At 72.3% G+C, this 25,854-nt stretch carries 21 protein-coding genes; 6 read left to right on the forward strand and 15 right to left on the reverse strand.

Translation table 11 applies throughout. The annotated features are described in order from the left end of the window. Positions 1–83: 83 nt before the first annotated feature. Complete coding sequence (locus ACWCPY_RS31605; protein WP_451270718.1) at positions 84–797, forward strand: PspA/IM30 family protein; 714 nt, start codon at positions 84–86, stop codon at positions 795–797. 29 nt (positions 798–826) lie between these two features. Here the strand turns inward: ACWCPY_RS31605 and ACWCPY_RS31610 are convergent, their stop codons facing one another. The 6 genes from ACWCPY_RS31610 to ACWCPY_RS31635 form a co-directional block, all read right to left on the reverse strand. Then, positions 827–3,358, reverse strand: a complete 2,532-nt coding sequence (locus tag ACWCPY_RS31610) for a SpoIIE family protein phosphatase (RefSeq protein WP_451270756.1) — start codon at positions 3,356–3,358, stop codon at positions 827–829. 193 nt (positions 3,359–3,551) lie between these two features. Continuing rightward, positions 3,552–3,980: an ATP-binding protein gene (locus tag ACWCPY_RS31615; protein ID WP_451270720.1), complete on the reverse strand. Its 429-nt coding sequence runs from the start codon at positions 3,978–3,980 to the stop codon at positions 3,552–3,554. A gap of 418 nt (positions 3,981–4,398) precedes the next feature. After that, entirely contained in the window at positions 4,399–4,803 is a 405-nt protein-coding gene (locus ACWCPY_RS31620; protein WP_451270758.1) for an NUDIX hydrolase, read from the reverse strand. A gap of 129 nt (positions 4,804–4,932) precedes the next feature. Further along, entirely contained in the window at positions 4,933–5,115 is a 183-nt protein-coding gene (locus ACWCPY_RS31625; RefSeq protein ID WP_451270722.1) for an SPOR domain-containing protein, read from the reverse strand. A gap of 433 nt (positions 5,116–5,548) precedes the next feature. Continuing rightward, positions 5,549–6,301 carry a GntR family transcriptional regulator gene (locus tag ACWCPY_RS31630; protein ID WP_362438627.1) on the reverse strand — a complete coding sequence of 251 codons (753 nt, stop codon included), beginning with the start codon at positions 6,299–6,301 and terminating at the stop codon, positions 5,549–5,551. Positions 6,302–6,613: 312 nt separating this feature from the next. Further along, complete coding sequence (locus tag ACWCPY_RS31635; RefSeq protein ID WP_451270724.1) at positions 6,614–8,200, reverse strand: S8 family peptidase; 1,587 nt, start codon at positions 8,198–8,200, stop codon at positions 6,614–6,616. 230 nt (positions 8,201–8,430) lie between these two features. On the opposite strand from ACWCPY_RS31635, the gene ACWCPY_RS31640 reads away from it, so the two are divergent. Beyond that, the gene (locus ACWCPY_RS31640; RefSeq protein WP_451270726.1) at positions 8,431–9,528 is read left to right on the forward strand and encodes a threonine synthase; all 1,098 of its coding nucleotides are present in this window, start codon (positions 8,431–8,433) and stop codon (positions 9,526–9,528) included. A 136-nt stretch (positions 9,529–9,664) separates the two neighbouring features. Further along, the gene (locus ACWCPY_RS31645; RefSeq protein ID WP_451270728.1) at positions 9,665–12,292 is read left to right on the forward strand and encodes a discoidin domain-containing protein; all 2,628 of its coding nucleotides are present in this window, start codon (positions 9,665–9,667) and stop codon (positions 12,290–12,292) included. 21 nt (positions 12,293–12,313) lie between these two features. Here the strand turns inward: ACWCPY_RS31645 and ACWCPY_RS31650 are convergent, their stop codons facing one another. From ACWCPY_RS31650 to ACWCPY_RS31660, 3 genes are all read right to left on the reverse strand, one after another. Beyond that, a complete protein-coding gene (locus ACWCPY_RS31650; RefSeq protein WP_451270730.1) occupies positions 12,314–12,496 on the reverse strand; it encodes a hypothetical protein in 183 nt (60 codons plus the stop codon). A 135-nt stretch (positions 12,497–12,631) separates the two neighbouring features. Beyond that, positions 12,632–13,132 carry a levansucrase gene (locus tag ACWCPY_RS31655; RefSeq protein WP_451270732.1) on the reverse strand — a complete coding sequence of 167 codons (501 nt, stop codon included), beginning with the start codon at positions 13,130–13,132 and terminating at the stop codon, positions 12,632–12,634. A gap of 61 nt (positions 13,133–13,193) precedes the next feature. Beyond that, complete coding sequence (locus ACWCPY_RS31660) at positions 13,194–13,877, reverse strand: peptidoglycan recognition protein family protein (protein ID WP_451270734.1); 684 nt, start codon at positions 13,875–13,877, stop codon at positions 13,194–13,196. A gap of 433 nt (positions 13,878–14,310) precedes the next feature. Between ACWCPY_RS31660 and ACWCPY_RS31665 the strand changes: the two genes are divergently transcribed. Beyond that, a complete protein-coding gene (locus ACWCPY_RS31665) occupies positions 14,311–15,882 on the forward strand; it encodes an SDR family oxidoreductase (protein ID WP_451270736.1) in 1,572 nt (523 codons plus the stop codon). Positions 15,883–15,933: 51 nt separating this feature from the next. On the opposite strand, the gene ACWCPY_RS31670 is transcribed toward ACWCPY_RS31665, so the two are convergent. After that, positions 15,934–17,055: a PP2C family protein-serine/threonine phosphatase gene (locus tag ACWCPY_RS31670; RefSeq protein WP_451270738.1), complete on the reverse strand. Its 1,122-nt coding sequence runs from the start codon at positions 17,053–17,055 to the stop codon at positions 15,934–15,936. 234 nt (positions 17,056–17,289) lie between these two features. Here ACWCPY_RS31670 and ACWCPY_RS31675 point away from each other — a divergent pair, with 234 nt between their 5' ends. Together ACWCPY_RS31675 and ACWCPY_RS31680 are read left to right on the forward strand one after the other, a co-directional pair. Continuing rightward, positions 17,290–18,303 (forward strand): helix-turn-helix domain-containing protein, encoded by a 1,014-nt coding sequence (locus ACWCPY_RS31675; protein WP_451270740.1) that lies wholly within the window; start codon positions 17,290–17,292, stop codon positions 18,301–18,303. Between the two features lie 269 nt (positions 18,304–18,572). Beyond that, positions 18,573–21,962 carry a S8 family serine peptidase gene (locus ACWCPY_RS31680; protein ID WP_451270742.1) on the forward strand — a complete coding sequence of 1,130 codons (3,390 nt, stop codon included), beginning with the start codon at positions 18,573–18,575 and terminating at the stop codon, positions 21,960–21,962. Positions 21,963–22,034: 72 nt separating this feature from the next. Here ACWCPY_RS31680 and ACWCPY_RS31685 read toward each other — a convergent pair whose 3' ends face one another. From ACWCPY_RS31685 to ACWCPY_RS31705, 5 genes are all read right to left on the reverse strand, one after another. Further along, the gene (locus tag ACWCPY_RS31685; RefSeq protein WP_451270744.1) at positions 22,035–22,538 is read right to left on the reverse strand and encodes a S26 family signal peptidase; all 504 of its coding nucleotides are present in this window, start codon (positions 22,536–22,538) and stop codon (positions 22,035–22,037) included. Continuing rightward, a complete protein-coding gene (locus ACWCPY_RS31690; protein WP_451270746.1) occupies positions 22,535–24,367 on the reverse strand; it encodes an ABC transporter ATP-binding protein in 1,833 nt (610 codons plus the stop codon). Before ACWCPY_RS31690 ends, ACWCPY_RS31685 begins: the two co-directional genes overlap by 4 nt. Further along, positions 24,364–24,918: a TlpA family protein disulfide reductase gene (locus tag ACWCPY_RS31695; protein WP_451270748.1), complete on the reverse strand. Its 555-nt coding sequence runs from the start codon at positions 24,916–24,918 to the stop codon at positions 24,364–24,366. Before ACWCPY_RS31695 ends, ACWCPY_RS31690 begins: the two co-directional genes overlap by 4 nt. Continuing rightward, complete coding sequence (locus ACWCPY_RS31700; RefSeq protein ID WP_451270750.1) at positions 24,915–25,466, reverse strand: MauE/DoxX family redox-associated membrane protein; 552 nt, start codon at positions 25,464–25,466, stop codon at positions 24,915–24,917. The genes ACWCPY_RS31695 and ACWCPY_RS31700 overlap by 4 nt, the downstream gene beginning before the upstream one ends. A 73-nt stretch (positions 25,467–25,539) precedes the next feature. Beyond that, positions 25,540–25,722: a hypothetical protein gene (locus ACWCPY_RS31705; protein WP_362438674.1), complete on the reverse strand. Its 183-nt coding sequence runs from the start codon at positions 25,720–25,722 to the stop codon at positions 25,540–25,542. Between the last annotated feature and the right edge of the window lie 132 nt (positions 25,723–25,854).

Genomic DNA, 25,854 nt, shown 5'->3' on the forward strand with positions numbered 1-25,854 from the left:
TCGGGCACCGGCCCAAGGCTTCGTCCACAGGCAACGCATACGGAGATCCACCCGGAGAACCGCACTCGTACAAGGAGAGGTCCATGACCAAGCAGACCGTTCTCGGCCGTGTCACCCAGCTGGCGAAGGCCAACATCAACGCACTGCTCGATCAGGCCGAGGATCCGCAGAAGATGCTGGACCAGCTGATCCGCGACTACACGGCCAACATCTCGGAGGCCGAGCAGGCGATCGCCGCGACCATCGGCAATCTGCGGCTGATGGAACAGGACCACCGGGAGGACGTGGAGGCGGCCGCGGAGTGGGGCGGCAAGGCGCTCGCCGCGAGCCGCAAGGCCGACGAGTTGCGGGCGGCCGGGTCGGGTGCGGAGGCGGACAGGTTCGACAACCTGGCCAAGGTCGCGCTCGGCCGTCAGCTCCGGTCGGAGAAGGAGGCGAGTACGGCGGAGCCGGTCATCGCCGCGCAGACCGAGGTGGTGGACCGGCTCAAGTCCGGTCTGGACCAGATGAAGGCCAAGCTGTCGGAGCTGAAGTCCAAGCGCGACGAGCTGGTGGCACGCGCCAGGTCCGCCGAGGCCCAGAACCGGATGATGGACTCCGTCAAGAGCATCGACGTGCTCGACCCGACCAGTGAGCTCAGCCGGTTCGAGGACAAGGTGCGGCGCGAGGAGGCGAGGGCGCTGGGCAAGCAGGAGCTGGCCGCGTCGTCCCTGGACGCCCAGTTCGAGCAGCTGGACAGCCTGGGCGACAGCGCCGAGGTCGATGCCCGGCTGGCGGCGCTGAAGTCGGCTCCGTGACCGCTGCCGGACGGGCCCCGGCGGCCCGCTCAGTACATGCTCAGCAGCTGCTCGACCGTGAGTTCCGCGGCGGGCTCCCCGTCGGGGAGGGCCAGTTCGAACCAGACGGTCTTGCCGCGCGGCGTGCGCCGCGACCCCCAGGCCACGCTCAGCAGCCCGACCAGCTGGAGTCCGCGCCCGCCCTCGTCGGTGTCGCGGGCCCGCCGCCGCCGGGGCTGGACGAGTCCGGAGTCCCACACCTCGCACACCAGGGTACGGTCGCGCAGCAGCCTGAGCCGGATCTCGCCCTCCCCGTACCGCAGGGCGTTGGTGACCAGCTCGCTGACCAGTAGTTCGGTGGTGTCCACCAGGTCGTCCAGGCCCCAGGCGAGCAGCCGGCCACGGGCCAGTTCGCGGGCGCGGCCGACGGAGCGGGGTTCGCGGGGCAGCCGCCAGTCGCCGACCGCGTCGGCCGGCAGTCCCTGGATACGGGCCACCAGCAGGGCGATGTCGTCCTCGCCGTGCCGGGTGTCGAGGGTCGTCAGCACGTGGTCGCAGAGGTCCTCGACCGGCCGGTGCGGATTGGCGAGCGCTCCGCGCAGGGCGCCGAGCCCCTCGTCGAGCGGGTGGTCGCGGGACTCGACGAGCCCGTCCGTGTAGAGGGCGAGCACGGAGCCCTCCTTCAGCTCCACCTCGACCTCCTCGAAGGGTTCGCCGCCGACGCCGAGCGGCATTCCGGGCGGGACGTCGAGCAGCAGAGGGGCCTCGCCGGGTTCGGCCACGGCGGGCGGGAGGTGGCCCGCGTTGGCGAAGGTGCACCGCCGGGTGACCGGGTCGTAGACCGCGTACACACAGGTCGCCAGGTAGACCTCGGAGAGGTCCGCCTCGCGGGACTTGTGGGCGGCCCGCGAGGGCCACTGGGCGCCGCCGCCGGAGGCGTTGCCCCCGCCGGGGGTGCCGAGTCCGCGGGCGACCTCGTCGAGCGCGGAGAGCACCTCGGCGGGTTCCAGGTCCAGGAGGGCCAGGGTCCGTACGGCGGTGCGGAGTTCTCCCATGGCGACGGCGGCCCGCAGCCCGCGGCCCATCACGTCGCCGACGACGAGGGCGGTGCGGTGGCCGGGGAGTTCGATCACGTCGAACCAGTCGCCGCCCACTTCGGTGGCCGTGTTGCCGGGGAGGTAGCGGCAGGCGATGTCGAGGCCCGCGGCGACGGGGTCGCCGGGCGGCAGGAGGCTGCGCTGGAGGATCAGCGCCCGCTCGTGCTCGCGCCGGTAGAGGCGGGCGTTGTCGATGCAGACCGCGGCGCGCGCGGCGAGCTCGGTGGCCAGGGCCCGGTCCCGCTCGCCGAAGGGCTCGCTGCCCTTCGTACGGGAGAACTGCACGAGGCCGACCACCGTGTCGTGGGCGACCATCGGCACGGCGAGCGTGGACTGGACGAAGCCCCGGTCGTCGCCGGGCACGTCCTCGACGTGGCCGGTGCGCAGGGCGATGGCGCACGGCGAGTTGAACGGGAAGCGGTGTACGGAGCCGAGCTCGGGCTGGCCGGTGTCCGCGGCGATGTCGGGCAGGGCGTCCGAGACCGCGCTGGCCAGGGCGACGCGACGCAGTTCGGCGGAGGTGCCGACGGATTCCTGACGGAGTGAATCCCAGCTTCCGGGCGGTGCGTCGTCGCCGGTGAGCAGCCCCTGGTAGAGGTCGACGGAGGCGAGGTCGCAGAAGCCGGGCACGGCGACGTCGAGGAGTTCGCGGGCGGTGGTCTCCAGGTCGAGGGAGTTGCCGATGCGGGCGCTGGCCTCGTTGAGCAGGGCGAGGTTGCGTCGGGCGCTGGCGGCCTCGCGGGCGGCGATGTGCCTCCGGGTGACGTCGGTGGCCAGTCCGGCGACGCCGATGGGGCGGCCGGAGCCGCTGTGCACGCGGTAGAGGTTCATGGACCAGTGGCGGCTGCCGGGTTCGCCGGGTGCGGTGCCGATGATCTGGAGGTCGGTGACGGAGGTCCCGGTCTCCAGGACGCGTTCGATGGTGGCGGTGAGCCGGTCGGCCTCGGGTCCGGCGAGGTAGTCCTCGACCGTGCGTCCGCGGTGGTCCTCGGCCCGGCCGCCGAAGACGGAGGCGAAGCGCTGGTTGGCGCGGATGACCGAGAGGTCCGTACCGAACAGCACGAAGCCGAAGGGAGATTGGCCGAATATGGCCTGTGAGGCGGCGAGGTCCGTCTCGATGTGGCGCAGGGCCCGGACGTCCACGACGATGCAGACCGCGGCCCGTTCGCCGCTCGCCGTCCCGCTCGGCATCACATAGATCTCGGCGAGCCCGCGCATGCCGTCCTCGCCCGGTATCCGGAAGGGGACGAGGCCCGTCCACTCCTTGCCGTCGAGGATCTCGCCGACTCTGCGGCGGCCGTCGGTGCGCAGTTCGGCGGGCATGAACGCCTCGACCGGGTCCAGGCCCACCGCTCTGTCCGCGGCAATGCCGAAGAGGCCGGCGGCCCGGCGGCTCCACTGCTCGATCAGGCCATCGGGGCCGATCGAGAAGGAGGCGACCCTGATGTAGTCGTAGATCGAGCCAGGTGGGCTGCTCTGCCACACGATCTCGCCCGCTGTCCCAGGTATTTCGCTCACGCGACCGTCCCCTCCAGCTCACACACCGGACCGGTCCTGCCCGCAGTATTCAGCACTCCGGCCCCAACCGACACGGCGTTCACGATCACAGCACGGTCTCAGTCCCTTTCAGCCAGCTTCTGGCCGACCCCTGGTGATCGCTGTCCGTCCCACCCCACTCCTAACCAGGCAGGGCCAGCTCGAACCACACGGTCTTGCCGGTCTTTCCCCGTCTGGTCCCCCAGCGGCGGGCGGAACACGCCACCAGCTGCAGCCCTCTGCCGCCTTCGTCCTCGGGACCGGCCATGCGTTCGGTGGGCGGATCCGGAAGCGGATCGGAGACTTCCACGAGCAGTCCGGGGTGCACCGCGGGGCCGTCGCCATTGGGATGAGGACGCACCAGACGTACGCCGATGGGGCCCGATGTATACCGCATCGAGTTGGTCACCAACTCGCTGACCAGCAGAACTGTCACATCCCCGAGAACCGCGTCGAGCCCCCAGGCGCTCAACGCCTCATGGACGGCATGCCGCGCGGATCGCACGGCGCCCGGCACAGCCGGAAAGGTCCACTCGGCGCAGTCGCCTTCACTGTCGATCACGCCGATCACTTCCCAGGGCCGGCAGCGGGGAACACTCGTTCACAACGGTTATTCAGCACATACCCGATATTCCGGGTGAACTACCGCCAGGATCGACACGTGGGGCGTACGGGTGTACGGCCGCGCACACGAACAGATGTGCATCAGAAGAAGGGGCGCACGAGCCGAACGGCACGCGCCGCCACCACGGCGTTTGCCCCGCTCAACCACCTCCCCGGCGCCCCGCCGCGCGCCGGTGCTCCGGCAGTGCCGCACGGACGGCCGAACCGGCTCCGAAGTCGCTTCGGGCCGTGAGCAGTTGAGGTACGCATGACGGCCACGCGACGAGAGCCGGCGACCGGGCGGATCACCGGCGACCGGCGGCGCCACCGGTGAAGTGCCCCGGCCCCCGGGTCACTTGGCGGCGGAAGTCACGGCCGGAACCGGCTCAGACCAGCGCGCCCGCGGCCTTGAGGTCGTCGAAGAGCAACTGGTCGACCGGCGGGACGAGCGGCCGGTCGGCGTAGGAGAACCACGCCATCTCCTCGATCTCGCTGCTGACGGCCAGCGTCCCGCGGTACTCACCGGCGTAGCAGCTCATGCGCACGACCACGCCGTCCGGATGGCCGTGCGCCTGCGCCTCGTACGTACCCATGTGGGAGACGGTCGCCGGGAGGATGGCCACGGCGAGCTCCTCCTCGACCTCGCGCAGCAGGGTCTGCAGGTCGGTCTCCGCGCCCTCCCGCTTGCCGCCCGGGATGTAGAAGACGTCCTTGCCCCGTGGCCGCGCGCAGAGGATCCTGCCGTTCTCCACCCGCACCCATGCCACCGTGTCGATCAGGACCGACATCATTCCGCCTTCGTTCATGTGCAACCCGGACGGACAGGACCTTAGCGGGGCGGGGCGACCGGCCCGGCGGACGCACCCCCGGTCACGCGCCGGCGCGCGACCGCCGCCCCCGCCGCACTCCTCGTCGCCGCGCTACGGCCGGGTGCTCCGCCCGGCCTGCTCCACCCAGTAGAGCTGCTTGTGTCCGTGCTCATCGAGCTTGTCGGCGATCTTCTGGGCCTCGCCCTGCGTGGCGTACCTGCCGACGCGGTAGCGATTGCCGTTGTCGTCCTGCCTTATCACCAGCCACGGAAGAGCGGCCGCACTGTCGCTCATCGTGTCCCTCCCCAGCATCGCGCCCCTCCCTCGAACGTCGTGCACGTGACTAAAGATCCCCAGGAAACCGCAGTACGCATATGCCCGAGCGTACGCCTGACCTTCACTCAACGGATACGTAATTACACAAAGAGATACCGATCCGGTCGACAAGAAGGGGCGCATCCGACTGGATGCGCCCCCTGCGCCCGTGGCGCCGCTGCCGCTGCCCCGCGTCCGGCGCCGCCGCACGCGTCATCGCGCCGGACCGGGCCGGGCCCACCGCCTCCGCCGCCCGCCGTCACCCGCCCCTCGCCCGGTGTGCGACTGCGGACCGGACAACAGGAGCGGGACATGACAACCTCATACAGTCGGTGACCGCCCGTCGGTCACGGGAACCGGCCGGGCGTCGACGCGACATCACCCCCGCCGGACGGTGCTCCCCGCATGCCGGTCACCGGACCGGGAGGTGATAGGCGACCCGGAAGCGGTCGGCGGGCACCACCACGTCCGCCGTCTCGACCGGGCGGCCCGAGGCGTAGTACGTCCGCTCGATCACCATCACCACATGCCCCGGCACACCGCCGAGCGCCAGGAGCTCCTCCGCCAGCCCCGGGCGCGCGCCGACCTGCTCGGCCACGTTGTCCACGACGACGTCGATCGCGGCCATCCGCTCGACCACCCCACAGCCACCCAGCGGGCCCTCCTCCGGCAGCATCACCGGCGTACGCCCCGTCACGGCGAGCGGTTCCCAGGAGGTGGAGAGCATCATCGGCTCCCCGGCCTCGCGGAAGGTGTACCCCGTGCGCATCACCCGGTCGCCGGGCTCGATGCCCAGGCGCTCGGCGATCTCCGCGCTCGCCCCCTCCTGTTCGCTGCGGGACTCCCATGTCCCGTGCACCCCCTCCGCCGTCTGCTCCTGGCGGAACGGACTGGCGCCGGCCGCGGACCGGTAACCGGAGCGGGCGATCCGCCGCGGGACCGGGCGCTCGCGCACATAGGTACCGGAGCCCGAGCGCCCCTCCACCAGGCCCTCGGCCATCAGCACCTTCCGCGCCTCCAGCGCGACGGTGTCCGAGACTCCGTACTCCTCGCGGATACGGGCCTGCGAAGGCAGGCGCGTATGCGGCGGCAGCGAACCGTTGACGATCTTCTCTCTCAGATCGCTTGCAACGCGCAGATACGCGGGCTGCTCACCGAAAGTCACAGGCCACTCCCAACAGGTTGACAGTCTGCAACAGCCTGACAACCGTCGGTTGTGTACCGCAAGCACAGGCCAAAGATTCACCCGAAGTGATGATTCGTCCTGCCCCCATGCATATCCGGCCATCGGCCACCAGAGGGATCTCAGCCCTTCTCACGTGCCGCCCCCTCCCCCGGTTCACCGCGACCGTTCTTCCCTCCCGCACGGAAGCGGGGCGGCCGCCGCAGCAGCTGCCCCGCCCGTTCTCGGCCGTCCCGCCCGTTCAGGACGTCACGGACGCGATGTCATCGGAACCGCGTGATCGGAACCCGCTCATCAGAACTGCAGGCCCCAGGAGTTGAGCTTCCCGGTGTCCGCCGACGCGTTGTCGCCGACCCGCAGCTTCCAGGTGCCGTTGGCCACCTCCGACGAGGCGTTCACCGTGTAGGTGGTGATCACGTCGTCGGCGCTGCCGCCGCTCCCGTACGCCTTCAGGTTGTAGACCGAACCGTCGGGCGCGACCAGGTCGATCCTCAGGTCACCGCTGTAGGTGTGCGTGATGTTCACGGGCACGCTCAGCGCGGCCGGCGCGTTGCCGGTGACACCCGTGACGGTGATCGGCGACTCGACGGTGGAGTTGTCGGCGATGGTGTGGCTCGTCGTGCTCTCGAACTTCTTGCCGCCCGGCGGGGTGGTGGAGCCGCTGCCGACGTTGAGCAGGCGGTTCGGCGAGCCCGTGCCCGGGTTGGTCACCACTCCGGTGCTGGCCGCGGCGACCAGTCCGGCAGAGACCTGGGCCGGGCTCTCGCTCGGGTGGTCGGCCAGGTAGAGGGCCGCGGCGCCGGCCACGTGCGGGGTCGCCATCGACGTACCGGAGATCGTGTTGATGGCGCTGTCACCGGTGTTCCAGGCCGAGGTGATCGACGAGCCGGGGCCGAAGATGTCCACCACGCTGCCGTAGTTGGAGAAGCTGGAGCGGGCGTCGGTGCTGGTGGTGGAGCCGACCGTGATGGCTTCGGTGACCCGCGCCGGGGACTTCGTGGAGGCGTCGGTGGACTCGTTGCCCGCGGCGACGGCGTAGGTGATGCCGGACGCGATGGACTTGCGCACCGCGGCGTCGAGCACCGAGTCCGCCCCGCCGCCCAGGCTCATGTTGGCCACCGCGGGCTTGACGGCGTTCGCCGTCACCCAGTCGATGCCCGCGACGACCTGCGCGGTCGTGCCGGAGCCGCTGTCGTCGAGGACCCGGACGGCGACGATCTTCGCCTTCTTGGCCACCCCGTACGCCGAGCCGGCGACGGTGCCCGCCACATGGGTCCCGTGGCCGTAGCCGTCCTGCGCGGTGTTGTCGTTGTCGATGGCGTCGTAGCCGTACGAGGCCCGGCCGCCGAAGTCGCTGTGGGTGATCCGCACACCGGTGTCGATGATGTACGCGGTGACGCCCTCACCACCGTTGTCCGGATAGGTGTAACTCTGGTTCAGCGGAAGGGACTTCTGGTCGATCCGGTCGAGTCCCCAGGAGGGCGGCGAGGGCTGGGTGCCGGTGACGCGGAAGGTCCGGTTCTGCACCACGGACTCGACGGCCGGGTCGGCGGCGAACTTCTTCGCCCGGCTCTCCGAGAGCTCCACCGCGTAGCCGTTGACGGCCGCGCGGTAGGTCTTCTTGATCTTGGCGCCGTACTCCTCGGCGAGCGCCCTGCCCTTCGCGGAACCCGCGTCGGCCGCCGACTCGTCGAGCGTGACGATGTAGCTGCCGCTGATGGTGCCCGGGGCGCCCGCGTTCTGGATCCGGCCTTCCGCCGCCTGCCCGGACGCCGAGGCGGGGAACACCGCGGCACCGGAGAGCACGAGGGCCGCTCCGGCTATGACACTCGCCGCGGCCAGTCTTCGGCGTGCATGGGGGGCGTGACGCGTCACTGACATGTGGGGGGCCTCCTCGATTGCGGTGCTCTGGTGGGGGGGTTGCACGTGCCGCCGGGACGGAGCAAAAACGAAAAGGCATGGTCATGACAAATGCGTGTTGCCGATTCCGCGCTGCCCACGCCCCTGCCGACAGCGAAAGATTGACCGATTCTTGGGAATCGCACAAGGGTGCGCTGGGCTCTGCAATACCTTCGCCATGGGGCGGCCACACGCCTGACATGCTGACGGGCATGCCCGCATACATCTGCCCGCAGGACGGCACCCGCGCCGACACCACCGCTCTCACCTGGTGCTGCCCGGTCTGCCGCGGCCCCTGGGACCTCGCGTTCGAGGCCGCCGGCCCGCTCTCGCTCGACTCCCTGGCCGGGCGGGTCAATTCACTGTGGCGTTACGAGGAGGCGCTGCCCCTCTCCGCGCCCACGACCACGCTCGGCGAGGGCCGCACCCCGCTCGTCCCGCTCACCGGCACGGTCTCGGCCAAGCTCGACTTCCTCATGCCGACGCTCTCCTTCAAGGACCGCGGCGCGGTGATGCTCGCCGAACTGGCCCGCCGTCTGTCGCCCGAACGCGTCGTCGCGGACAGCAGCGGCAACGCCGGCACGGCCGTCGCGGCGTACTGCGCCCGTGCCTCACTGCCCTGCACGGTGTACGTCCCCGAGGGCACGTCCCCGAAGAAGACCGAGCAGATCCGGGCCCACGGCGCCCGCCTGGAGATCGTCCCCGGCGACCGCGAGGCCACCGCGGCCGCCGCCCGCGGCGCCGCCGACGTCCCCGGCACCTTCTACGCCTCGCACGTCTTCAACCCGTACTTCCTGCACGGCACGAAGACCTATGTGTACGAGCTGTGGGAGGACCTCGGCGGCCGTCTCCCGGACGCCATCGCGGTACCGGTCGGCAACGGCACCCTGCTGCTCGGCGCGGCCCTGGCCACCGCCGAACTGCACGCCCAGGGACTGATCGGCCGGCGTCCGGCGCTGATCGCCGTGCAGGCCGAGGCCGTCTCCCCGCTGGCCGCCGCCTTCCGCGCGGGCGCCGACGATCTGTCCGACGCGCCGGCCGGCCCCACCGCCGCCACCCTCGCCGAGGGCATCGCCATCCCCCGCCCGCCGCGCGCCCGCGCCATCCTGGCCGCGGTCCGGGAGTCCGGCGGCACCTTCCTCACGGTGACCGAGGATCAGATCCGCGCCGCGCAGCTGGACCTGGCCGCCCGCGGCCTCTACGTGGAGACGACGGGCGTGGCCTGCTGGGCGGCGGTCGGCGGCTGGACGGACCGCAGTGTCGTCGTCCCCCTGTGCGGCGCCGGGCTCAAGACCGGTCCCGCGCACTGACGCGGCGGGCTCAGGACCGGTCCCGCTCCCCTGAGGGCGGGCCACCGGCGCGCGCCTCGCCGCCTGCCGCTCCATCAGCCCATCACCCCGCGCGCCGCGCGCCGCCACGCGGCGCGCGCTTCCCTACCTTCGTACGGTGAGCCTCTCGCGCAGCCTTCTCCTCACGTCCTTCGCTTCCCTGGCCGCGGGCGCCCTGATCGTGCCTCCGGGCCCCGCCTCCTACGCGGCGGTGCCCCCCGCCGCTCCCGCCGCGGCGGCCACGGCCTGCGGCCGGGACACCGATCCCTCCTGGGCGCCGGCCTCCACCCGCTTCGGCGAGGCGGCCGGCTACGACCCCTACACCGGCAACGGATACCTGGGCCACCGGGTGCCCGCCGCGGGCGCCGGATACGCCGCGTCCGGCGAGAAGACCGGCTGGCCGCTGTTCACCCCGCGCTACGACGGCGCGTTCGTCTCCGGCCTGTTCGGGCGCGACAAGGGCCTCGCCGCCGGCCGCGAGGTGATCGCCGCACTGCCGAGCTGGACCGACCTCGACGTACGCGTCGACGACGAGACCTACGGCTCCGCCACCCCCGGCGGCCGGATCTCGCGCTACCGCCAGACGCTCTTCCTGCGCTGCGGGCTGGTGCGCACGTCGCTGCGCTGGACCACGGCCGACGGGCACGCGACCGACCTGACGTACGAGGTGCTCGCCGACCGCGCCGATGTGCACACCGGCGCCGTGCGGCTGCGCATGACCCCGCACTGGAACGGCACCGCGACCGTCACCGGCCGACTCGACCCGAGAGGCGCGCGCCGGCTCGACCTCGACGACGACGGCACGTTCCGCACCCGGGGCACCGGGATCAAGGGCGCGATCGCCCAGACCGTGCGCTCCGGCGGGCCCGGGGCCGGAGCACCGGTCGCGGCGCGCAGCACGCATCAAGTACGCGCCGGGCGCACGTACACCTTCGAGAAGTACGTCGGCGTCGACACCGCGCTCACCTCCCCCGACCCCCGCGCCTCGGCCCGGGAGGCCTCCCGGCGCGCGGCCCGGCGCGGCTGGTCCGGGGTGCTCACGGCGAACGCGGCCGCCTGGCAGCGGGACTGGGCGGCCGACATCTCCGTGCCGGGCCGCCCCCAGCTCCAGAAGTGGCTGCGGGCGGCACAGTACGGGCTGCTGGCGTCCACCCGGACCGGCTCCCGCGACAGCATCGCGCCGGCCGGTCTGACCAGCGACAACTACGCCGGAATGGTGTTCTGGGACGCCGAGACCTGGATGTACCCGGGGCTGCTCGTCACCCGCCCGGAGCTGGCCCGGCCGGTCGTCGAGTACCGCTACCGCACGCGCGAGGCCGCCCGCGCCAATGCCCGGAAGCTGGGGTTCCAGGGCCTGTTCTATCCATGGACGAGTGCGAGCGGCGGCGATCTGTGGTCCGAGTGCCAGAGCTGGAACCCCCCGCACTGCATCACCCAGAACCACCTCCAGGGCGATGTCTCGCTGGCCGTCTGGCAGTACTACCTGGCGACCGGGGACCACGACTGGCTGGCCCGGCGCGGCTGGCCGCTGCTCGAAGGGATCGCCGGCTTCTGGGTCTCGCGGGCCACCGCCGACAAGGACGGCGGCTACTCGGTGAAGGAGGTCGCGGGCCCCGACGAGTACAGCAACGGCGTCACCGACGGGGTCTTCACCAACGCGGTCGCGGCCACCGCCCTGCGCAACGCCACCCGCGCGGCACGGCTGCTCGGACACCCCGCGCCGCCCGAGTGGGCGCGGGTCGCGGACGGCCTGCGCATCCCGTACGACCCGGCGCGCAAGATCTTCCTCCAGTACGCGGGCTACGACGGCTCGACGATCAAGCAGGCCGACACGGTGCTGCTGATCTATCCGCTGGAGTGGCCGATGGAGCCGGGCGCCGCCGCGTCCACGCTCAACTACTACGCGGCGCGCACCGATCCGGACGGTCCGGCCATGACCGACTCGGTCCACGCGATCGACGCGGCCGCGATCGGGGAGGCCGGCTGTGCGACGTACACCTATCTGGAACGCTCCGTGCGCCCGTTCATGCGCGGCCCGTACGCCCTGTTCAGCGAGGCCAGGGGCGCGAAGGCGGGCGCCCAGGACCCCTTGTCGGGCTTCCCCGCCGAGGACTTCCTCACCGGGAAGGGCGGTTTCCTCCAGGTCTTCACGCACGGGCTGACGGGGCTGCGGCTGCGGGAGGACGGGGTGCTCCTCGATCCGCTGCTGCCGCCGCAGCTGGGCAGCGGCGTCGCACTGACGGGCCTGCACTACCGCGGCCGCACGTACGATCTCGCGATCGGCCCCCGGACGACGACGGTACGGCTGACCTCCGGCGCCCCCTTCACCGTCCACTCCCCCGCCGGCCCCCGCCTGCTCACCGGTACGCTCACGCTCCCCACCCGCCGCCCCGACCTGGCCCGGACCACCGACGCGGCCCGCTGCCGGCCGGCGACGGCGACATCGGAGTCCCCCGGCCTGTACGCGGTCGCCGCGGTGGACGGCAGCGCGGCCACCGCCTGGTCCCCGGACGGCGCGACGGGCGCGCTGACGGTGGACCTGGGGCGCGCGGCCGCGGTGACCTCGGCCGAGCCGGAGTGGACGGACGTGCGGCCGTCCTCGTACGTCCTGGAGACATCGGCCGACGGCACGCACTGGCAGCCGTACCGTGCGGGAGGCAGGGCCCGTCTGGTACGGCTGACGGTCAAGTCCAAGGACGCCCGGAAGCCCGCGGGGGTGAGGGAGTTGAGAGTCACCCAACCTTGACCACGCGGCGGTACGGAGGGGTCAGCCGCGGGCGCGGAGCCGGTTGCCGAAGCCGTAGTAGAGGCCGAGCAGCACGCCGCCCACCGCCGCGACGATCGCCGTCGCCCGGCCCGGGCCCAGGGCGCCGGTGAGGACGATGGCTGCCGCGTACACGCTGGGCAGCCACCAGTTGAAGCCGGATCTCGCGGCCGGACGCTGTTCCATGTTTCCCCCGATCAAAAGCGCGTGCCGCACGGATGTGCGACGACACGCGGCTGATCATGCCATCCGGTCAGGGCCCGTGGGCCCGCTCGCCGGATAGAGGGGGAACGGGAGGAAACGGCCTCCGGCCGCGACGTCTCAGCCCTGCGGAGGGAAGTAGCGGGCGCCCTTCTCGATCAGATGCGAGGCATAGGCGCGCCCCACGGCGGGCTTCCCCCGGTACATGCCCACGTAGCCGCGCGCGCTGTCGACCACGACCGGGCGTGCGAAGCAGGCGAACTGATTGCGCTGCTTCTCCTCCGCCCACGCCATCGCGGCCGGATCGATCCGGTCACTGACGAGGACGGGGAAGGCGGCGACACCGGTCTGCATCCCGACGGGCAGACCGCCCTTGTTCTTCTTGGCGTACGCCAGCACCTGCGTGGTGAATGCGTCAATGACGGGCACGGTGACCTCGGGCACGGCCGCGGCCACGGTGAACAGGTGCAGATTGGTGGCCGCCCACAGCATCCGGAAGTCGGCCCGCCGCCCGACGAGGACCGGGACTCCGGACCAGTCCTCCCAGCGCGGGGCGCAGGCGTCGGCCGCCAGGCGGCCCTCGACCGAGGCCAGGTAGTTCCGTATCGACTCTTCGCTCATGGCCGCGATTGTCCATGGCCCGGCCCGGTCGGTGACATGCGGGGCGGTGGACCGTCGACGGCTACTCGCGGTGGGCGCTTCCCGGGCTCGCGGCGAGGCGGGGGAACCAGGCCGCCAGTGTGTCCCCGCTCCGGATGTCCGCGGCGAGTGCGCGGATCGCGGGGAGCCGTGCGATCAGCGCGTCCCCGGGGCAGTTGGTGGCGAAGCCGTCGCGGTGGCCGGAGATGGCGTCGAACTCGGCCGAAGTGCCCTTGGCGTAGCGGCTCTTGCTGTTCGTGGACGTGAGCCGCACCTTGCCGGCCGGGTCGACCCCGCTCGGCCCGAGCTTCCAGGCGGCCAGGGCCGCGATCGCGTGCTCCATGGCCGCCGGCACCGGCGTCCCCGGCCCGAAGGTTCCGATGGCCGCGATCCCCGTGGTGCCCTGGTTGAACCCGATGGTGTGCGAGCCGACGACGGCCCGGTCGGCACCGCCGGCGCGGCCTTCGTAGATGGTGCCGCACTTGTCGACCAGGAAGTTGTAGCCGAGGTCGCCCCAACTCCGGTCGCGGGTCTGGCCGGTGTACAGATTGCGCAGGGTGCGGGGGACGTCCGCGCAGTCGTAGCCGTTGGGGGTGTCGGTGTGATGGATGAAGACCGCGCTGACGCCTCCCGCGTAGTGCGCGTGGCTGTCGCGCCTGGTCTCGTCGGCCCGCCACTGCGCACGCGACACGATCGCGGGCCGGGGCGCCGTGCGGCGCAGAGCCATCGAGGCCGCCCCGAGGGCCGGGAACGGCCGCCCCGTGTCGGCGGGCCGAGCGGCAGTTCCGGGCCGCCACACGGAAGGTGCCCCTTCGGGAGCCGTGTCCCGGCCGGCTCGGACCGCCGTCACTCCGGCAGGTGCCGCCAGCAGGGGAAGCGCCATGGGAACCGTGACCCACAGCGCTATTCGGTACAGACGCATTCGGTGCAGACGCACAGGAGAAACCTTCTTCGTCTTTCGCCTTCGTCTTTCGCCGGGATGCCGGCGGGAGCGCGTATGCCACAGCTTCGCGGCGCCCGGTCCGCCGCGCGCGCCGGGTTAGTGCAGACAGGCGAGCACGGCGACACGCCGGGAAGTGGGCCTCCGGCCTATGGATTTCGGCCATGATCGGTGGATATGGGGGCGGTCGGGGCGAGCGCATGGAGGCACGGTCGTGGGCATGGACGGACAGCGGGACGGGGACGCGGAACGGTTGCACTGCCTGGTCACCGGGGCGTCCGGGTACATCGGCGGGCGTCTGGTCCCGGAACTGCTGCGAGCGGGCCACCGGGTGCGGTGCCTGGCCCGCACCCCCCGCAAGCTCCGTGACCATCCCTGGGCAAAGGACGCCGAGACGGTGCCGGGCGACGTGACGGACGCGGGCTCGGTCGCCGCGGCCATGCAGGGGATCGACGTGGCGTACTACCTGGTGCACGCCCTCGGTACCGGCTCCTCGTTCGAGGACACCGACCGCCGTGCGGCCCGCGTCTTCGCCGAGCAGGCGCACTCCGCCGGCGTACGACGGATCGTCTATCTGGGCGGGCTCACCCCACCGGACGTACCGACCGGGTCGCTCTCGCCGCATCTGCGCTCCCGGGCCGAGGTCGGCCGGATCTTCCTCGACGCACCGGTGCCCGCCACCGTGCTGCGGGCGGCGGTCGTCATCGGCTCGGGATCGGCCTCCTTCGAGATGCTGCGGTATCTGACCGAACGGCTGCCGGTCATGGTCACCCCCAGCTGGGTGCACACCCGTACCCAGCCCATCGGGGTACGCGACGTCCTGCGCTATCTCGTCGGCTCGGCCACCATGCCGGACGACGTCGACCGGGCGTTCGACATCGGCGGGCCCGATGTCCTCACGTACCGGGAGATGATGTGCCGTTACGCAGCCGTCGCCGCACTGCCCCGGCGGCTCATCGTCCCGGTTCCGGTGCTCACCCCGCGGCTGTCCAGCCACTGGGTCGGTCTCGTCACCCCGGTGCCCGCCTCCCTGGCCCGGCCGCTGACGGAGTCGCTGCGTCACGAGGTCGTCTGCCAGGAGCACGACATCGCCCGCTACGTGCCCGACCCTCCGGGCCTGCCGCTGCCGTTCGACGAGGCGCTGGCCCTGGCACTCCGGCGGGTGCGTGAGGCCCAGGTCGCCACCCGCTGGTCGTCCGCGGCTTTGCCGGGAGCGCCCAGCGATCCGCTGCCCACGGACCCGGACTGGGCCGGTGGCAGCCTCTACCAGGACGAACGGCAGTTGTCGGTCGACGCGTCCCGGACGGCCCTGTGGCGGGTGATCGAGGGGATCGGCGGCGACAACGGCTGGTACTCCTTTCCGCTCGCCTGGGCGGTCAGGGGGTGGCTGGACCGGTTCGTCGGCGGCGTGGGGCTCCGGCGCGGGCGACGCGACGCCGAGCACCTGCGCGTCGGGGACTCGCTCGACTTCTGGCGGGTCGAGGAGATCGAGCCCGGACGGCTGCTGCGGCTGCGCGCGGAGATGCGGCTGCCGGGCCTCGCGTGGCTGGAGATGTACGCCGAGACCGGCCCCGACGGCCGCACCCGTTACCGGCAGCGGGCGCTGTTCCACCCGCACGGCCTGCTGGGCCACGCCTACTGGTGGTCCGTCTCCCCCTTCCACGCCGTGGTCTTCGGCGGCATGGCCCGCAACATCACCCAGGCCGCCGCGAAGGGGATGAGCGCGCACCGCTCCTCGTCGCACGCCGGCCGCACCCGGGGGCCCCGCCCCGGGCGGCGGGCCGGCGAGTAGCAGCGGCCCCGTGCGGGCGGTGGCCGGCCGCGCGGTGCGGCGGTGTCGCACTCAGCAATACGGCGACCGCCGCACGGACAGGATCGCCACATCGTCATGCTGATCCCTTTCCTCGGCGAACGCGCGCGCGTCGTCGTACAGAGCGCGCGGCAGATCGGTAGGGGGGAGCGACCCGCGCCGGGCGAGACTCTCGGTGACGGGATAGAACGCACCGTCGGCAGCGCGGGTCTCGGTGAGTCCGTCCGTCGTCAGGAGCAGGGTCGCGCCGGGCGGGAAGGCGAACCAGTCGACGGTCGCGGGCTCGGCGGACAACTCGGCGAGGCCGAGGGGGACGCCGGAGGTGAGGGTCGGCATGGTGACGGTGGCGTCCCGCAGCACATGCGGCAGGACATGTCCGCAGTTGATGGCCTGCACCTCTTCGTGCGCGTCGACGTTGACGATGAGCGCCGTGACGAACCGTTCGTCGTCGCCGGTCTGCACGGCGTACGAATTGTGCAGTACGACAGCGGCGTCCAGGGCATCGACGAGCGCGGTCAGGGTGGGTTCTCTGTGGGCTGTCGCGCGGAAGGCGCCGATGACGGCGAACGCGGCACCGACCGCGGGCAGGCCCTTGCCCTGGACATCGCCGATCAGCACCCGCGTTCCCCATGGAGAGGCGACGACGTCGTAGATGTCCCCGCCGACGAGCCGGTCCTCCTGCACGGGCTCGTACACACCGTCGACCAGGACGTCGTCGGTGAGCATGGGCAGGGGGCGCAGGATGTGGCGCTGCATCGCGGCGGCGGTGGAGCGCAGCCGCAGCGTCTCCTGTTCGCGGCTGATACGACGGTGGCACGCGTAGACGGAGACCGTGCCCAGGACGAGGGTGAGCAGGATCATGAGGATCCTGTCGAGCCACGGCCTCCCGTCACCGTGGCGGAGAAAAATGGTGGTGATGACCACGAAGGCGGTCCAGGCGAACACGAACTCCGTCTGGCGCACGGTGCACAGCGCCGACGCCGCCCCCGGCAGGAACACGAGGAGCCCGAGGAGCCAGACCGGGGACTCGGCCAGGGCTCCCAGGACCCCCACCATGATCGTCACCGTCGCTACGGCGATCACTACTTCGACTGCGCTCGGCGGTTCGATCGCCTCAACAGGTCGAGCGAACTTCTTCTGATGTCTGCGGGGCACGGGACCTCCGGGGCAAATGGTGCATTCCCTCGTACCGTAGGCAAGCTCGGCCGTGGCTCGGCCACGCCCCGCCGGACGCCGTCCCGGCACCCCGTGCGGAGCGGGCCGGGTGCACGACGGAAAGCAGCCGGTGGCCGGGGCCCGACCGCGGGATAGGGTTCGGCCCAGGAGAGTCCGCCCGGTCCGTCGAGCTGCGCCGAGGGACAGACACGGCGGCGGCCCGAGGGGAGCTGGATGCTGCAGGCATTGGGGCTGAGCCCGGCCGAAGAGGCCGTCTACACCGCGCTGCTGGCCCGGCCGACAGCCTCCGCCCAGGACCTCGTCCGGCAGACCGGACTCGGAAGGAGCGATACCGCCCACATCCTCCACGACCTGACGGCGCGTGGTCTGGTGGCGGTCGACGCCGGGACGGGCAGCGGAGCATCCGGCCCCGACGGGTCCGCGCCCCGCTACCGGCTCACGCCGCCGTCCGTGGCCCTGGCCCCGCTCCTCGTCGAGCAGCGCAACGCGCTGCACCGGGCCGAGACCGCGTTCTCGATGCTGACCGAGCAGTACCGCAGTACCGCCGCGCACCCTGCGGGCAGCGTCGTGGAGGTGGTCGTCGGCGTGGAACAGGTCGCCCACCGGTTCCACCAGCTGCAGCGCGGCGCGCAGCGGGAGTTGCTCGTCTTCCTCGTCGGCGCGCCCATCGCGGTGCCGCGCGAGGACACCGACAACTCGGAGAGTGCCGCGCTGGACCGCGGAGTGGACTTCCGGGTCGTGGCCACGAAGGACTACCTCGACGGCCACGAGGTGGCGCAGGACATGCGTGCGGCGATCACGGCGGGGCTGGAACTGCGCCTGGTCGAGGCGCTGCCGCTGAAGATGGTCGTGTCGGACCGGGAGCGTGCCATGGTGCCCCTGGACGTGGCCGACTCCGGCGGCGAGCCGAGCGCCATCGTGGTGCACCGCAGCGGCCTGCTCACGGCTCTGGTCCAGCTCTTCGAGAAGGAATGGGCCCAGGCCCGGCCGCTGTACCCCACCCCCACGGGGGTGCGGGTACAGGCGAGGGCGGAGCAGGAGCCGACCGTGGGGGAACTCGAAGTCCTCGCGCTGCTGCTGGCCGGGGTCTCCGACCGGCGCGCGGCTTCCCAACTCGGCGTCTCCATCCGCACCGTGGAGCGACGGACGCGCAGCCTGATGGACCTGGCCGGAGCGGATTCGCGCCTGCAGCTCGGCTGGCACGCCGCACGCGCGGGCTGGCTGTGACCTGCTCGTTCCCCTGAGCGGGAGAACCGCGGGCCGGCCCTTGGCCGAGGAGCGCCGAAGGACGCGCCACCGCCTCGCCGGGGCCGTCCGGGGTGGAGGTCCGGACAGCACCCCTCCCGTACCCGAAGCGCCGACGACAACACGGTTACGGCCAGATGACGGAAAACCGACATGCGGGAAACCCGTCAGGCGCAGGCGCCCCTACGCCGGCTGATTGTTTGCCAGGCTGCAGCCGCACCCCGGCATTTCTGCGTCGAGTAGGGAGATTCATGCGCCCCATAGCGCGTATAGCCATGGGCGCGGCGTCCGCCGCCGCCCTGGCCTTCACCGCGGTCACACCATCCGGGGCGGCGGACGCGCCGCCTGACGGCGCCTCGGGGAAGGCCCCCGTCGTCGGCAGCGAGGCCGCACAGAGCCGCGGCAAGCAGACGACGGTCACGCTCGTCACCGGCGACAAGGTCCTCGTGACGACGGACAGGTCGGGCCGCAGCTCGGCGGCGGTGCTGCCCCGCAAGGACGGCACACAGCCGACGGTCCAGACCTACCAGTCGGGCAAGGACCTCTACGTCTACCCCGAGGACGCCTCCCGGGCCGTGGCCGAGGGCACGGTCGACGAGGAGCTGTTCAACGTCACCGGGCTCATCCGCCAGGGATACGACGACGCACACACCGACACGCTCCCGCTGATCGCCACCTACGGGGACGGTGTGAACGTCGCCAAGAGCGCGCCGGAGGCACCTCGCGGCGCCGAACGCGGCCTGCTGCTCCCCGCTGTCGGCGGTGTCGCGCTCAAGGCGGACAAGGACACCGCCGCCACGTTCTGGCAGGACATCACCGCCCCGCACGCACGCTCCGCCTCCGCGCCGAAGAAGCTGTGGCTGGACGGCAGGGTCGAGGCCACGCTGGACCGGTCCACCAAGCAGGTGCACGCGCCGGAGGCCTGGGCGGCCGGCTACGACGGCAGGAACACCAAGGTCGCCGTGCTGGACACGGGCGTGGACGCCGAGCACCCGGATCTCGTGGACCGGGTCGCCACCTCCAAGAACTTCACGGACTCCAGGACCACCGACGACCATGTCGGGCACGGCACCCACACCGCTTCCACGGTCGGCGGGTCCGGAGCCGCGAGTGACGGCCGCAAGAAGGGCGTGGCCCCCGGCGCCTCCCTGCTCATCGGAAAGGTCCTCAACGACAGCGGATCCGGGCTGGACTCCTGGGTGATCGCCGGGATGCAGTGGGCCGTCGACCAGAAGGCCGACGTCGTCTCCATGAGCCTGGGCAACCCGTCGGTCAGGGACTGCACCGACCCGGTGGCCCAGGCCACGGAGCAGCTCGCGCAGAACACGCACACCCTGTTCGTCGTCGCCGCGGGCAACGCCGGCCCGGGCACCGAGACCGTCTCCTCGCCCGGCTGCGTGCCCAGCGTGCTGACCGTCGGCGCCGTGGACCGTGACGACAGCACCGCGCAGTTCTCCAGCCGCGGCCCCGTGGCCGTCACGCACACCCTCAAGCCCGAGATCGCCGCGCCCGGCGTCGACATCTCGGCGGCGAGCGCGGGCGGCCGCGGCGTCTACGCCTACCGGTCGATGTCCGGCACCTCGATGGCGACCCCGCACGTCGCGGGCGCAGCGGCCATCGTCCGCCAGGCCCACCCGGACTGGACCGCTCAGCAGATCAAGGCCGCGCTCGTCTCCTCGGCCCGCACCGGCGGGAAGGTGGAGGGCGCCGACCACACCGGCGCCGGCGTCCTCGACGTGTTCGCCGCGGTGAACCAGAAGGTGCTCGCCGCGCCCGCCGTCCAGGCCGGCAGCTACAACTGGCCGCAGGACGCGTCCGACCGCACCACCGTGAAGGTGCCCTTCACCAACACCAGCGGCAGCGACCTGACCCTGAAACTCGCGGTCAGCGGCGTACACGGCAACGACGGCAGCGACGTCCACTCCGACATCGTCAAGCTGGAGCAGCACAGGGTGACGATCCCCGCCGGGGCCACCGCTCAGGTGCCGGTGCAGATCGACCCCACCGCCCGTCTCCAGGACTCCCAGTACGGTGCGGTCACCGGCCGGATCCTGGCCACCGGCGGTGACGTGCACGTCTCCGTGCCGGTCACGCTCTACGTCGAGCCGGAGACGGTCACCCTCCGGGTCAAGGCCGTGGACCGCAACGGCAAGCCCGCCACCGGCAGCTCCTCCCTGGACCTCGTCAGCCTGGACACCGACAAGGGAGAGCGCCGCAAGAACTCCGGGGCGCCCGACCAGACGTTCCGTGTCCGTCCGGGCAGCTACTCCATCAGCAGCTTCGTGACGACGTACGGCGCGGACGGCGCCACCGAATCGATCAGTTACCTCGCGCGGCCCCAGCTCCGGATCACCCGGGACACCACGGTCGTCCTCGACGCCGGGCAGGCCCACCGGGTGAGCCTGAAGACCGACCGGCCGGCGGCGGTGGACCTGACCACGATCAGCTACGCCCGCACCTGGGACGACACCTGGCTGATCTCCGGCTCGGTCTCGGCGGACGCCACCGTCCAGAAGTTCTACGCGGACATCGACGGACGCGCCACGAACGGTACCTTCGAGTTCCGGACCAACTGGCGCGCGAACGGCTCCGAGGGCGGCTCGCCGTACGTCTACAACCTGACGTTCCCGACCTCGGGACCGCTCCGCTCCGACCAGGTCTACCGGCCCAAGGACTCCCGGCTGGCTCAGGTCACCGAGACCTGGAACGCCGTGGGCAAGGAAGCGGACTACCTCGACGCGATGTTCGTCCGTCGCCCCGAGAGCGGCAGCTCCTACATCCCCGTGAGCCCGTACGGCGCGGTGCACGTGCCCACGACCCGCACCGCCTACTACACGACCGGCGACGACATCTGGTACCACGGCGCGATGTCCAGCTTCCCGTTCGCCGCGTTCATGGGCGACCAGGAGCGGACCTACCGGGCCGGACAGCGGCGGACCGAGGAGTGGTACCGCGGCCCGCTGCGGCCGGCCGCCCCGCGTGACAACGACGGCAAGCCCGTGCTGGCCGCCGAGCGGCAGGGCGACCGGATAGGCATCCAGACCGCGTTCTGGCTCGACGGGTCCGGCGACCACTGGTCCCCCGGCGGGTCCTTCGGCGACATCGGCAAACTCCGGCTGATGCGCGACGGTGTCGAGATCGGCCGGACCGCCTACCCGTACGGCGTGTTCGAGGTGCCGGACGAGGACTCCGCCTACGAACTCACCCAGAGCCTGCAGAAGATCGACACCTCGGACCGGAACTGGCTGCGCTCCAGCGCCGTCACCACCACGTGGAGCTTCCGCTCCCACCGGGAACCGGACGTCTCCTCGCGCGGCCTGCCGCTCCTCTTCCCGGCGTACGACGCGCCGGTGGACGGCATGAACACGCTTCCCGCCGAGAAGGGGCTGAAGGTCGGTCTGTCGGTCGAGGGCCACGCCGGATACACCCCGGGCGCGATCGAGGCGGCCACCCTGTCGTACTCCTACGACGGCGGCACCACCTGGACCCAGGCGCCGACCGAGCAGCGTGACGGGCGCTGGACGGCCGTCCTCGACCACACCGGAGCCTCCGGCAAGCAGGTCACGCTGAAGACGACCGTCACCGACGCCAACGGCAACGCGGTCACCCAGACGATCACCCGCGCCTACGACGTCCGGTAGTCACACGCCGGGCGGCCTCCCCCACGGGGCCGCCCGGCCGGAGTTCGCCGTGCGGGGAGCCGCCCCGCACGGTCACTCGTCGACGCGGAACGCACGGGGCCCGGCCGGAGAAGGCGTACCGGGAGCCTCGGCGGCCCGCAGACGGAGCAGAACCGCCCCGATGACCTTGTCCTCGGGGCAGTAGCCGCACTGCTTGGAGTCCCGCGAGCCCGGCCTCTCGCCCAGCAGGACGAGCATGCCGGGCGGCACGTGCGTACCGGGGCACCGCACGGCCCAGTCCGGTACGGGCTCCCCGGCGACGGCGACGACGCGTTTGACGTACCACGAGTCGGGGGTGGTCCCCTCGGGGCCGTGCCAGCCGTGCTCGGGGTGGGGCGCGACGACGACGGCCACCCGGCCCGTGGCGACACGGCGTGTGCCGCGGAGCACGAGGAGCCGGTCGCCGGGCATGAGGGCCGGCGACATGCTGTACCCGCGGACGGTCACGGCCAGCAGCCGCCGGCGCGCCAGCGACAGGGCCGCGGCGAGGACGAGGAGTACCGCGAGGGCGAGGAGTACCCGGACCGCGACGCTCACCGGACGGTCTCCTCGTAGCCCTCGGCCTGCGTGGTGAAGAGCTCGGCATATGCGCCGCGGGCGGCCATGAGCTGCTCGTGGCTGCCTGCCTCGTGCACGGTTCCGTCGGCGATGACGACGATGGTGTCCGCGGCGCGGACGGTGTTGAGGCGGTGGGAGACGAGGATGCTCGTCGCGCCCTCGCGCAGTGCGGTGAGCCGGTCGTGGACGTGGCGTTCGGCGACCGCGTCGAGGCCCGTGCCGGGTTCGTCGAGGATCATGAGGTCCCGTTCGGAACGCATCAGGGCCCGGGCGAGCGCGAGGCGCTGCCACTGGCCGCCCGACAACTGGACGCCGGAGTCGGTCTCTTCGGTGTCGTCGGGGAAGAACATCCGGCTGAGCATGGTGTCGTACCCCTGCGGAAGACGGGCGAGGGCGGTGTGGATGTCCGCGTCGGCGGCGGCGGCACGGATGCGTCCGTGGTCGTGGAGGGAGCCGAGGTCGCCGAGGCCGATGTTCTCCCCGGCGGTGAGGTCGTACTCCATCGGGTCCTGGAAGACCACGCTGATGCGCCCGCGCAACTGGTCCGCGGGGAAGTCCTTGAGGTCGGTGCCGTCCCAGTGGATGCTGCCCCGCTGCGGGTCGTAGAGGCGGCACAGCAGTTTGACGAGGGTGCTCTTGCCGGCCCCGTTGAGTCCGACGACGGCCAGGCTGGTGCCGTGCGGAATGGTCAGGCTGACCCCGCGCAGGATCCACGGTCCGTCGTCGGTGTAGCGGAACCAGACGTCCCGGAGTTCGATGCTGCGGCTCAGGGGCGGTGGGGCGATCGGGGCGGCCGGGGCGGGGAGGTCGTCGCCGACCCGGGTGACATGCAGGTAGTGGCTGAACAGCAGGGCCGTCTGGTGGCTCTGGGCGATGCATCCGACCAGGCCGACGAGGGCCGTCTGCAGGCCGGCGAGGGCGGCGACGAGCAGGGACACGTCACCGGCGGTCAGGACGTGGGTGGTGGCCTGGTGCACGCCCCAGACAAGTGCCCCGGTGGAGACGAGCGCTCCGAGGGCGGCGAGCGCCGTCTCGTAGGCGACAAGGCGGCGGTCGAGGCGTTCCTCCTGCTGGTTGATGCTGTCGAGATCGGTACGCAGGCGCTGCGCGAAGTAGTCGCCGAGGCCGTAGAGGCGGATCTCCTTCGCCGCCTGGGTGTCGGTGAGGAGCCCCCGGTAGAAGATCTGGCGGCGGGCGAGGCTGCTGGTGCGCCAGAACATGTCGGCGCGGTGCCGGCTGTTGGCCAGGTGGGCGAAGAGGGCCGGCACGGCCGCGGCGACGAGGATCGCGGCCAGGGTGGGGCTGATGAGCAGGACACTTCCGAGGAAGCCCGCCAGGGTGAGGATCCCCTGGGCGCCCTGGAGTACCGCGCCGACGAGGCGTTCGGCGCCCTGGGCGCTCTGGATGGCGAGTTGGACGCGGTCGTGGAAGGCGGGCTGTTCGAGCCTGGACAGCCCGCTGAGCCGGTTGACGGCGGTGAGCAGGTCGCTCTGGGCCCGGGTGGAGGTGGCACGGCGGATGCGGCCGTCGGCGTAGGAGGAGACGGCCGAGGCGGCGGCGAGCAGCACGGTGAGCAGGCCGATGCCGGCCGCGGCCCGGTTGAGGTCCGAGGAGCGGAACCCGTCCGTGGCGAGGCTGTCGACCACGTACTTGAGCAGCCAGGAGGCGGCCACGGGAGCCGTACCCGCGATGACGACGGTGGCGACCCGGACGGCGAGGGCCCCGGGGCAGGCCCGCAGTGTGAGGGCGAGTACGGCGGTGAGGCCCCGCAGGAAATCGGCCGGGCGGGAGTCGGACCGCCCGCTCATGCGGTGAGGAGGTCGATCGCGGGCAGGGACCCCAAGCCGACGCCCGCCCCGGTGACGGTCCCGTCGGCGCCGAGGAGGACGAAGCTCGGGTGGTGGCGTACGCCGAAGGCGCGGGCGACGGGGCCGTCCGGCGGTTCGGTGGCGGTGAGTCCGGTGAGCGGTCCGACTGCTTCGAGCAGGGGGCCGGCGTCGGTGGGCTGTCCGTTGATGACGGCGACGAAACGCGCGCCCGACGGGGTGTTCGCCTCGGCCCACCGTCGGATCCCGGGGAGGCTCTCCCGGGTGGGCCCGCAGTCGGGGCGGAGGAAGCAGATGAGGACGGGGTGGCCGGCCAGGGTGGAGCCGCCGACTTCGCCCCGGGCGGTGTGCAGGGTGAAGGCGGGGGCGCGGTCGCCTTCGTGTACGGCGAGGGACGGCGGGCCCTGGGGTGCGGCGGCCGGGGCGGGGGCGGCCATCGCGGCCCGCCAGCGCTTGGTGACGGCAACGGTGAGGAGGGCGTTGACGAGGGTGGCCGCGGCGAGAAGGGCGAGGCCGGTGATGGCGTAGTTCACTGCGTGATCGTCCTTTCGGCGTCGGCCGGGCGGGTGGCGAAGAAGGCGGCGAGGTCGTCGGTGAAGACGGCGAGCACGGTGAGATGGATGGCGACCGCCCCCGCGAGCACCAGTGCGGGGGCGCTGAGCGGGCCGGCGGTGCCGTGGGTGAGGGCGATGGTGCCGCCGAGGAGGGCGAGCGCGGTGAGCGCGGCGTTGCGGGCGACATGCCAGGGGCCCATGGGCACCGTGGTCCTGCTGCCGAAGCAGGGGCAGCCGGCGGAGCTGCCGCGCCGCATGGTGGCGACGGCGACGGCGCTGAATCCCGCGCACAGGGCGGCGGCCACGGCCAGGCCCGCGGTGAGCGTCCGGGGCAGGGCGAGGAGCACGGCGGCGAGGAGCTCGGCCGCGGGCACCAGGACGGCGAGGGCCGGCCGGGCGGCGGCCGGCAGGTAGGGGAGGTCGTCCAGTGCCGTGGCGAACCGGCGGCGGTCGCGCAGCTTGGCGAGGCCGGCCACGGCGAGCACGCAGATCAGGGTCAGGCGGCAGACGAGCAGCAGGTCGGACAAGGATGACTCCGGGGGAATGGGTCCTGGGCCGGCGGACACGGGGCGGGCCGCGCACGGCCCGCCCCGTGGTGGTTCAGCAGTAGTCCCAGCTACCGCAGTTGACCGTGCACGAGGCGCCCGAGTAGCAGCAGCGGCGACAACGCTGGGCGCTGGTGCTCCACTCGGTGTAGCAGTCCGGCGGGCAGCCCGCCTCGGCCTCGGCCTTGGGCAGGATCCGCTCGATCAGACGGCCCGCACCGGCCTTGAGTGTGCGCATGGTTCTCCTCTTCCTGTGTGGACGGGATGTGTGTGCTCCGCGGTGCGGTGGGGGGGGGCGGGCCCCCCCCCCCCCCCCCCGGGGGGGGGGGGGGGCCCGAGAGAAGACCCCGCCGCCGCGGGGGGGGGGGCC

The organism is Streptomyces sp. NPDC002403, from assembly GCF_053593015.1.